The sequence below is a fragment of the Zunongwangia pacifica genome (assembly GCF_023499215.1).
Lineage (GTDB): Bacteria > Bacteroidota > Bacteroidia > Flavobacteriales > Flavobacteriaceae > Zunongwangia > Zunongwangia pacifica.
Window position 1 is genome coordinate 1 of the sequence record NZ_JAKHSK010000069.1, and the last position, 8,981, is coordinate 8,981.

Here is an 8,981-nt window from a genome sequence, read left to right on the forward strand (position 1 = left end):
CAGGAAGCGATGCCGTCTATTCCCAGGCAGTGGTGGGTAACGGGGAAACCCTGGAGCTTACCTCGAGTGATGTTATTGTGTTGCAGCCAGGATTTCATGCCCAATCGGGGAGTACCTTTAGGGCTTCTATCGATGAGGCTTCTACTGCTGGACCTGAAAATAGTCCGTTAAGCGAACTGTGCTATCAATACCGTTATGATCACCGTAACCGTCTGATCGAAAAGAAAATCCCCGGAAAAGGCCTGGAGGCTATTGTATACAATAATCTGGACCAACCGGCAATGACCCGTGATGAGGAATTAAAGGGCAAAGGGCAATGGCTATTTACCAAATATGATGCCTTTGGGCGTGTCGCGTATACGGGGAATATCAATCATACTGGGGAGCGATCTTCCATGGAAGGGATCTTTTCTGGGGCTGCCTATCATTATGAAAAACGCCAGGGAGCTACTAATGTAGGCGGAAAAACGATTTATTATAGCAACCAGGCCAAACCCAGTGGTATCAATGAATTGTATACGGTAAACTATTACGACAATTACGATTATAACCCTTCTTTGAGTTTACCCTCAAGCAGCCAGGGACAAACGATAGTTAAGGGGGGTAGTAAAGTCCAGGGACTGGCCACCGGGAGCCTCACCCGTGTACTGAATACCAATCACTGGATCGAGATAATCAATGGGTATGATGCCAAAGGGCGCCTAATCTATACCAAAGAACAGAACCCATACCTGGGCACTACCCAAACTACCGAGCATTTGCTGGATGCCTTTACTGGGGAAGTGGAAAAGACAAAAACCACCCACGTCAAGACCGGTACGGGAGCCATTACCATTACGGTAGAAGATTTCTATCAATACGACGATCTGGGAAGGATAACCTTACATACCCAAAAGGTCAATGGCGGCAATGAAGAACGGATAGCCGCAAATACCTATGATGAATTAGGGCAATTGAAAAGCAAGGAAGTGGGCAACCGTAAAGGCTATACCGCCCTTCAAGAGGTGGACTATGCCTATAACGTACGCGGCTGGTTGAAAGGTATCAATAATATTGGCAGTACCAGCAAGCTATTCAATATGTCCCTGTATTACCATGATGGGAACAGTACCGATCTTTACAATGGGGATATCAGCGAGGTACGTTGGCGGACCAAGAGCACCGACAATGCCCAAAAGAGCTATAAGTACTATTATGATGCCCTCAACAGGATTACCAAAGCCTATGGGGGGACCGGCAGTGGTGATAATGGCGATAAGTTTAACCTGGGATCCTCTTCCATTCCAACGACCTATGATCTCAATGGGAATATCACCCATTTGTTCCGTAGGGGCGCTATCGTGGCCAGTCCCAGCCTGTCAAACAACAACCATTTTGGGAGCATGGATAATTTGATCTATAAGTACCAGGGCACCTCGAACAAGCTGCAACGTATCGAAGAGAACAGCGGTAATGATAATTACGGATTTTTGGATCATTCTACGGCCACTACGGAATATACGTATGATCTGAATGGCAACTTACTATCCGATGCCAACAAGGGGATCACCAATATCACGTATAACCATTTAAACCTTCCCACCGAGGTGAAGTTCAACAACTCGGGTAGCCAGGTCATCAAATATACCTATGATGCCACGGGGGTGAAACTGAGAAAAGCAATCCCGGGCAAAACAACAGACTACGCTGGTAATTTTGTTTATGAGAAGATTGGTGCTGGTGCAAATGAGCTACAGTTTTTCAGTACTCCGGAAGGTTATGTCTCCTATGACAACGGCCAGTTCAATTATGTGTACAATTACGTCGACCATCTCGGAAATGTGCGCTTAAGCTATACCGATGCCAACCAGAACAACGGAAACCCGGTGGACCTTCAGATCGTACAGGAGAAAAACTACTATCCTTTCGGGCTGACCCATCAGGGCTATAATGATGGGGGCAGTGGTCTAGGTAATGATGCCGCGAAACGCTATGGTTTTGGGGGGAAGGAACTCCAGGATGAAACCTTCTCCGGGAATAGCTTGGATTGGTATGACTTTGGAGCACGCAATTATAATCCTGATTTAGGTAGATGGATGAACCTTGACCCATTGGCTGAAGCTTATGTTAATAGTACACCATATTCCTATGCGCTAAATAATCCTATTTTCTTCGTTGACCCCGACGGGATGAGGGTTGATGTTTCAGGAATATTAGAAAAAGACGATGATGGTAATTATGTTAATCAAGAATTAGCAGAGGCCTTTTTGGCTTTTGCTCAATCAGATGCAGGTATAGAATTTTTATCACATTTCGCCGAAGCTGGTCAGGTTATAGCTGGTCACGAATATACAGAAAGTGGGACATTCGATCAACAAGGAATTGATTTAGCTTACCATTCAGATAACATAAATTATTTAAAAGGTAATGATTCTGATGTCCAAGGAGATAAAGGGCCTAATGGTATTACTCGATTGAGAGGTGGTCAATATGTGATGGAGCGCAATGGAAAAGGCACAATAGACATATACATTAATTCACAGCTTAACACCAATAACCAAGAGGCAAAAGATTATAGTGAAAACACAAATGACCCTATGGCAAGATTGCTTTATATTCTTTCTAGAACAGAAACCATTTTTCACGAGACAATACAGCACGCCAATTCTTATGCAGAGGATTTAACGGATAATTGTTCAATCGATAATTCTAACATTAAAGGGAATTATAATTCCACAAATCCGGGATACAATCAGCATATGGATGGCAGACAGCCTGGTTCTCTCTATCTAGAAAAAGTTCTACCAGCAATGATAAATATGCATAGAGAAGGCAAAACAGGATTAAGTGAAGATGAGATTAAAACTAGGATTTTGAATTATCGAAACTGATGAAAAAACTAAACATTATTATAACGCTTATTGCATTAGTATTCCTATATGTAATATATGTAAAGTGTAAGGAGAATTCCGAAAATCATATTCCGGCAATATCCGATGATTATAAAATACAGGCCATTTCAACAATTTTAAAAGATACTTTGGATCTAAATATATTGCCAACAGGCAAAATGTTAGTTTCCAATTATTCACTATTACCACCACCTTCATTGAAATATTATGATAGTATTGAAAATGACTTTAAAGAACAACAAAATTTCATTGAGTTCGTATCAGACATTTTAGATGTAGACGACACTCTTTATATCAAAAAACAAATATTATCTAATCGTAAGCTCGATTTAAATCAACTATCTGAATACGGTTATGAAATTTTAGACGTAAAGAAATATTTACGGGATAATGTTAGTTTGGATTCCATTGATAGGATTGTAGATAAATACAATAAAGATAACAACCTCGAAATAGCTGATTATATTATCGTGTCCAAACCCTTATTTAACAAAAATAAAAATCTTCTTTATTTGAGAATATCTAATCTGAATCAAGGAATATCTGGTATTTTTTCAATGCAAAAAGGGCGCTGGAAATTAATTAGAGAGGTTGAAAATTGGACTGAATAGGCTATTGTGATTTAAAAAGCCGCCCATTGAGGCGGTTTTTAGTTATTTATTGAGTAGCTTCTCCAGATACGAAACCTTGTCTTTCTCGGCCTGCACAAGGCGTTCGTAGAGTTTTTTGTTTTCTTCGTAGGCTTCTACCAGTTTATCCAGCGGGTTAAAGGTACAATGGTGGTTGTTAAGTGGCCCGTGGTTTACGCTATTATCGTTGAAGTTATTAATGAAATTAAGCATATTCTCTTCCGAAAAGTTTTCTATAGCTTCCTTGGATACCCCTAAAACTCTAGCCACCCGTTCCAGCTTATCATCCTCTAGGGTATCGCTCTGCTCAATATGCGAAACACTTTGCTGGGAAATCCCCAGCTCTTCGGCGAGGGTCTCCTGCTTCATGCCTCGCAGTTCACGAATGCGGGCGATTTTACGTCCTACATGGCTTGGTTTGGTGGTAGTCTCCTAGTATTAAGTTAAACGATTGATTTGTATAATGAGGTGATTGATGACATAGAACAGGTGCTATTTATCTTCTTCGGGACAGTTTTCGAGATCATCGATGCGTTTAAGCACTTCCTAATCATAGGTGGAGAGTTCTCATTCTCCTACCAGGTAATCCACCGAGACTTCAAAGGCGTTGGAAATCTTTAGAGCCATTTCAATGGACGGAGAATTATCGTTACGTTCGTACTTGGAGATAGCATCATTTATAATCACCTGAACCTGCCCACAAGTATTATCTTTAATAGGAGCAGTTCGCAGAAAATTGAGTATTTTTATGATGCCAATGGGGTAAAATTAAAGAAACGGGTGAACGATAATGGCAGTATAACCGAGACCTTGTATGCGGGCAATTTTATGTACCGTGGGGGCAGCTTTGACTTTTATTTTCACCCGGAAGGCTATGTTTCTAAAGAAAATGGCAGTTATAAATATGTCTACCAGTACAAGGATCATTTAGGGAATATTAGAGTGTCTTATGATAACAGTGGATCAGTATCGAGCCCGAATGCTTCTATTGTTGAGGAACATAATTATTATCCTTTTGGCTTACGGCACAGGGGGTATAATGATGTTATTAATGGCACCGACAATCCCTATGGTTATAATAGAAAAGAGCTTGAAGAATCTTTAGGGTTGAACTGGTTGGAGTATGGAGCGAGGAATTACGATGCATCTATTGGTAGATTCATGAATATAGATAGGTTTGCAGAAAGCTTTATGCCTATTTCAACTTATCAATATGGAGCGAACAATCCTATCTCTTACATAGATTATAATGGTGATTATATAACAATTGGAATAAGCGATGATGAAGGTAATCAGGTTTATTCGGTACTATATGAAAATGGAAAAGCATATCATTATAGCAAAGATAAAGACGGGAATATAGTAAAGGGTGATGAGTATGATGGCAACAGTAGTTTTGTAGACCAAGCGGTATCTGATTTAAATAAAATAGCCGATACGAATCTTGGTAATAAAGTTGTTGGAAACCTACAAGACTCTAAAAAAGGGTTTAATATTGGAAATTCTGGTAATGCCATGTCTAATTCATTTAATCCAAATAATAATGAGATTCTATATTCTTCAGAGGGATCAGGTTTACATGATGGTGTGTTCTTTAATAAGAGTCATATAAAACTAGGCCATGAATTAGGTCATGCATATGATGTGCTCAGAGGCTTTGATTTTACTAAGAACGTATTGGGCGGTTTGCCAGGTTCAGAGATAAATGCAGTAAAGTTTGAGAATTATTTAAGGGCTCAAGATGGCGAAACAAAAATGAGACTATAGATACGGAGGAACAAATTATGGTCTTAAAGGAGCTCTCGGAGGTTCGTCAGCTGAATATTTTAACTCATACATATTGCCACTAACGATTAGTGAAATTATTTCTAACGCCAAGAAAAACTACAATCCTTTTAGTGAGAGGATAATTACGAGAGTGATAGATAACACAAGAGTGCAAATGCCGAATACATCTAATGTGCCAGATACGAGAGAACAAAAATTTAACTAATTTTAATTATGAAGTACAGTATTTTGTTTTTGGTTGTCATTTTCAATAGTTGTTCAGTGGTTGATAAATATGAGTCCAGCAAAATTAGCTATTCGACAGATGATTACATAAAGTCCTCTGTAAAGGATATCATCGACAATCCAGAACTTTACAACGGCAAAAAAGTAGAGTTACAAGCTTATTTTTATTATTCCATAGAAACATCCTTTTTGTCTACAGATGCAAAGCTCAATAACGGTGAGAATATTTGGGTGGAATTTAATTATTTTTCAGACTTATTGGATAAAGAAGGGAAAAGTCTTTATAAAGAGAATAAGCTTTCTAATTATTCTGAAGAAAAGGTAAAAATTAGAGGTATCTATGATAGTGGCAACAATGGACATTTAGGTGTGCACAAAGGCTCTATCAAAGATATAGTATACTTTGAATCGCCTGCAAAATAAGCACGCAATTTTAGAAGGAGATGATTTAGCATTAGCTCAAAGTGTGACAGATGCAATAAATTCTGATGACAACACATAGTTGAGTTCGTAAACACATCAGAAAAATGTTTCAACGGAAGGAACAGATGTATTCAAAGCTCATTTAGATAAGACCACACCTGCAGGAACTTCTGATGCTATGATTCTAGGTGAAACGATGTCAGGTCAATTGTTAAATACTTTGTCAGGGGGTGGATTGAATATACCTACGAATGACGGTTCTTATTCTTTAATTTCTGAAGGTGCAGGTGTATCAGACGGAACTACTACTGGAAGTAGAGCAATTACTACTGGTCACGAAATTATAGGACACGGTGTAGCTGGAGCAATAATGTGTTAGGCATACCTAACAATACAAGAGCAATAAGGGTAGAAAACCTAATTAAAAGAGTAATGGGTGTTGGAACACCAAGAACAGAACACGGTGGTGCAAACATTCTTAATCCTAATGCTTTGCCTATACGAATAGGAAACTCAAAGAAATTAAATAAGATGAAAAAATATATCATATTATTTTGTGTCAACATATTATGTTTTGGTTGTATTACGTCTCAATCAAATTATGATAATTTAAACAACAATAAAGTTCTTAATGTTATTGAAAAATCTGATTTAAAGGATAGTCTTAAAAGCAAACCTTATTTGCTTTTTTCGATAAAAGATAAATGGTATCATATAATAATAAAAAATGATACGGTTTTAGAAGAATATTCTATCACAGTAAGTGATAATAATAAAGTAAGTATTATTAATAGAGGTGAGATAAAAGAGCCTAAAAACTTTTTATTTGAATCATTTAATCCTGATATCTATCATAAAGAGTGCATTGATTTAAACTCTAAATTTTATGTTATGAAATCTCAAATGGAAATCCTACTTACTTTACTTTAAAGATGAGAAAGGGAAAATATACGGAGAATCAAAGCTAACAGCAATAATTAATCCTAATCCTCTAAATATAGATATGTATAATTATATGTTGAGTAAACTCTTTCAACAGCTGAAAAAGAATAATATTATTTTATCAATTAGCCAAAGCCACAGTTAAAAAGCTGGGGGCTTTTTATGAATAATCTACACGAGCCTTTGCATCATACAGAAAAGTATCGTTAATGTTAAAATGCGTTATTGAAAAAGGATATTTAGTAACTGCATTTTCGGATTCGGAAAGCCAAAAGATGGTAAATATCTATAAAACGGCGGCGAGTGACAAAATCCAAACGGAACAAGGTTTTATGGAAGGGAGGAATGGTGAATCGCAAGTTGTAACGGTTAATAAAATGGGGGAAGTAGGCAAAAACAATGGCGAGAGGCGAAAGAATGATTTGGTGGTAAAAGGGAATACCCCTATAATTCCGAAATTCATCTACATCTAAAAAAATACGATGCTAATGGAATGTAAGCTTCCCTTAAAGATGAACTGTTTAAAAGTATAGTATTTTGCTTAGTTTTAGACAGTAATTATGAAGAGGAATAAATCTTTTTATACCAGCTTTGAGGAAATGGAAGCCATATTATACCAAGTTAATCATCCTACTTGGAAGACAATCACATCGGGACAAAGGGCAGATGTATTTAGTTATGCAGAAAGGAATTTTAGAAATTTACAAAAACATTATAAACATACTAAAGATGGAAGGTCTTGGCTCAATTATTTTAAAGCAGGTATTGGTTTTTAGTGTACTTTTTACACTTTCCTCTTGCACTATTCAAAAAGAATATTTTAAAAGTTTTCTTCAAAGAAATAATAATTTATCTTTTTTTTCAAAAAAAGAAAATATTGATGATTGTTTTAATGAAAAATATTATAAAAAAAATAATTTAGAATATAAGTTTTATATTATAGATAACAGAAATGAATGTACTGGTGTTAATATGGTCGCGCAAATGGGCGATTTTGACGAATTTATTTATAAAGATGAAAGTTTTAATAAAAATGAAGTTTTAGAAAACTTTAGTAAACACATAGAAGAATACAAAACCAGAGAAAGGAAACTTTTAAATGCAATGTTTTATACCGATTTAAAAGAGTCAGAGACATCCATTATAACTGACCTAATTCCCCTAATCTTTACTGTATTCTATAAGAGTTATAAAAAAGAAGATAAGTATCCATTTTTTAATTTTATAATTATAGTTAATGCAAATGATATTTTGAAAGGAATGAAAAACCCACCTAAATTTAACAGGTAAATATCTTTTACAAGGTATGTTTATAATTACACATGGAAAACCACAACTGATTACGTTAAAATGATGGAACAGTAGGAACTAAAGTGATATCAACAGAGTCAATTTTTACTACTAAAAACAATAGATAGAGTATTTAATACTAAAGAAGAAGGTTCAGTAAGCTTAGGGAAAATTAGAAAATAAATTAAATGGTCAAGAGATATCAAAAATTTTTAAATAAACAGACTAGTGAAATTAAAGCTTTGACAAATGGATTGATTGATGGCATTAAATTGAATATGAACACTGTAGGTGTAGAACATAGTTTTAGTGATATGGCACTAGTTAAAATTGGTGGCGCCGTTGGATTAAGCTCATTAGCCAACAGGTGGGCTAGTGTAGGATCATTAATTGGAACGACATTAGGTGGAGCTATTCGAGCTAATCAATTAGAGAATAATTTTGATGGATCGTCAATTAATTTAAGACAAGAATATTCTAAATTTACATTTGATGGATCTGGTAATAAAACTATATTAAAAACTTTAGCTGAACATCTGGGGGCACATGAATAAAAAACTTATCATTGGCGTGTTAATTGCATTTCCGAGACACTATCCCGTAAAGTGTGTAAGTTTTAAATAAAGGGGTTTGATTTTATAACTTAAAGTTGAACCCTTTCTTCATATATGATCAAGAACTGATTGAGGATAATCCCCCATTTTCTAACAGGCATTGTCCATTTTTTAGTGGCTTCCCTTGTAGCCAAATATACAGATTTCATTACAGCATCATCGGTAGGGAAGGATAATTT

At 36.3% G+C, this 8,981-nt stretch carries 11 protein-coding genes and 1 pseudogene; 9 read left to right on the forward strand and 3 right to left on the reverse strand.

Annotated features, from left to right (window positions below; all coding sequences use genetic code 11):
• Both L1967_RS21775 and L1967_RS21780 read left to right on the forward strand, forming a co-directional pair.
• Positions 1 to 2,870, forward strand: a 2,870-nt coding sequence (locus L1967_RS21775; RefSeq protein WP_249603603.1) for an RHS repeat domain-containing protein, incomplete at its 5' end; no start/stop codon positions are given.
• Complete coding sequence (locus tag L1967_RS21780; protein WP_249603604.1) at positions 2,870 to 3,502, forward strand: hypothetical protein; 633 nt, start codon at positions 2,870 to 2,872, stop codon at positions 3,500 to 3,502. The genes L1967_RS21775 and L1967_RS21780, both read left to right, overlap by 1 nt.
• A gap of 42 nt (positions 3,503 to 3,544) precedes the next feature.
• On the opposite strand, the gene L1967_RS21785 is transcribed toward L1967_RS21780, so the two are convergent.
• Together L1967_RS21785 and L1967_RS22515 are read right to left on the reverse strand one after the other, a co-directional pair.
• Positions 3,545 to 3,916, reverse strand: a complete 372-nt coding sequence (locus L1967_RS21785) for a helix-turn-helix domain-containing protein (protein WP_249603612.1) — start codon at positions 3,914 to 3,916, stop codon at positions 3,545 to 3,547.
• 171 nt (positions 3,917 to 4,087) lie between these two features.
• Positions 4,088 to 4,207, reverse strand: coding sequence for a helix-turn-helix domain-containing protein (locus tag L1967_RS22515; protein ID WP_420856433.1), 120 nt, complete (start codon positions 4,205 to 4,207; stop codon positions 4,088 to 4,090).
• A 93-nt stretch (positions 4,208 to 4,300) separates the two neighbouring features.
• Here L1967_RS22515 and L1967_RS21790 point away from each other — a divergent pair, with 93 nt between their 5' ends.
• The 7 genes from L1967_RS21790 (at position 4,301) to L1967_RS21820 (ending at position 8,742) form a co-directional block, all read left to right on the forward strand.
• Positions 4,301 to 5,287 (forward strand): RHS repeat-associated core domain-containing protein, encoded by a 987-nt coding sequence (locus tag L1967_RS21790; RefSeq protein WP_249603605.1) that lies wholly within the window; start codon positions 4,301 to 4,303, stop codon positions 5,285 to 5,287.
• Between the two features lie 234 nt (positions 5,288 to 5,521).
• Positions 5,522 to 5,956 (forward strand): hypothetical protein, encoded by a 435-nt coding sequence (locus L1967_RS21795; RefSeq protein WP_249603606.1) that lies wholly within the window; start codon positions 5,522 to 5,524, stop codon positions 5,954 to 5,956.
• 196 nt (positions 5,957 to 6,152) lie between these two features.
• Positions 6,153 to 6,335 (forward strand): hypothetical protein, encoded by a 183-nt coding sequence (locus L1967_RS21800; RefSeq protein ID WP_249603607.1) that lies wholly within the window; start codon positions 6,153 to 6,155, stop codon positions 6,333 to 6,335.
• Between the two features lie 53 nt (positions 6,336 to 6,388).
• Positions 6,389 to 6,886, forward strand: coding sequence for a hypothetical protein (locus L1967_RS21805; protein WP_249603608.1), 498 nt, complete (start codon positions 6,389 to 6,391; stop codon positions 6,884 to 6,886).
• Between the two features lie 221 nt (positions 6,887 to 7,107).
• Positions 7,108 to 7,371 (forward strand): hypothetical protein, encoded by a 264-nt coding sequence (locus L1967_RS21810; RefSeq protein WP_249603609.1) that lies wholly within the window; start codon positions 7,108 to 7,110, stop codon positions 7,369 to 7,371.
• 205 nt (positions 7,372 to 7,576) lie between these two features.
• Positions 7,577 to 8,188 carry a hypothetical protein gene (locus L1967_RS21815; protein ID WP_249603610.1) on the forward strand — a complete coding sequence of 204 codons (612 nt, stop codon included), beginning with the start codon at positions 7,577 to 7,579 and terminating at the stop codon, positions 8,186 to 8,188.
• 188 nt (positions 8,189 to 8,376) lie between these two features.
• A complete protein-coding gene (locus L1967_RS21820; protein WP_249603611.1) occupies positions 8,377 to 8,742 on the forward strand; it encodes a hypothetical protein in 366 nt (121 codons plus the stop codon).
• Between the two features lie 89 nt (positions 8,743 to 8,831).
• Here the strand turns inward: L1967_RS21820 and L1967_RS21825 are convergent.
• Positions 8,832 to 8,981 (reverse strand): annotated as a pseudogene (locus L1967_RS21825) (IS256 family transposase); the annotation flags it as partial.

What these genes read in the sequence shown, in the direction of transcription:
- L1967_RS21780 (WP_249603604.1), top strand. Translation starts at nt 2,870, where the DNA reads ATGAAAAAACTAAACATTATTATAACGCTTATTGCATTAGTATTCCTA.
- L1967_RS21795 (WP_249603606.1), top strand. Translation starts at nt 5,522, where the DNA reads ATGAAGTACAGTATTTTGTTTTTGGTTGTCATTTTCAATAGTTGTTCA.
- L1967_RS21800 (WP_249603607.1), top strand. Translation starts at nt 6,153, where the DNA reads ATGTCAGGTCAATTGTTAAATACTTTGTCAGGGGGTGGATTGAATATA.
- L1967_RS21805 (WP_249603608.1), top strand. Translation starts at nt 6,389, where the DNA reads ATGGGTGTTGGAACACCAAGAACAGAACACGGTGGTGCAAACATTCTT.
- L1967_RS21810 (WP_249603609.1), top strand. Translation starts at nt 7,108, where the DNA reads ATGTTAAAATGCGTTATTGAAAAAGGATATTTAGTAACTGCATTTTCG.
- L1967_RS21815 (WP_249603610.1), top strand. Translation starts at nt 7,577, where the DNA reads ATGCAGAAAGGAATTTTAGAAATTTACAAAAACATTATAAACATACTA.
- L1967_RS21820 (WP_249603611.1), top strand. Translation starts at nt 8,377, where the DNA reads ATGGTCAAGAGATATCAAAAATTTTTAAATAAACAGACTAGTGAAATT.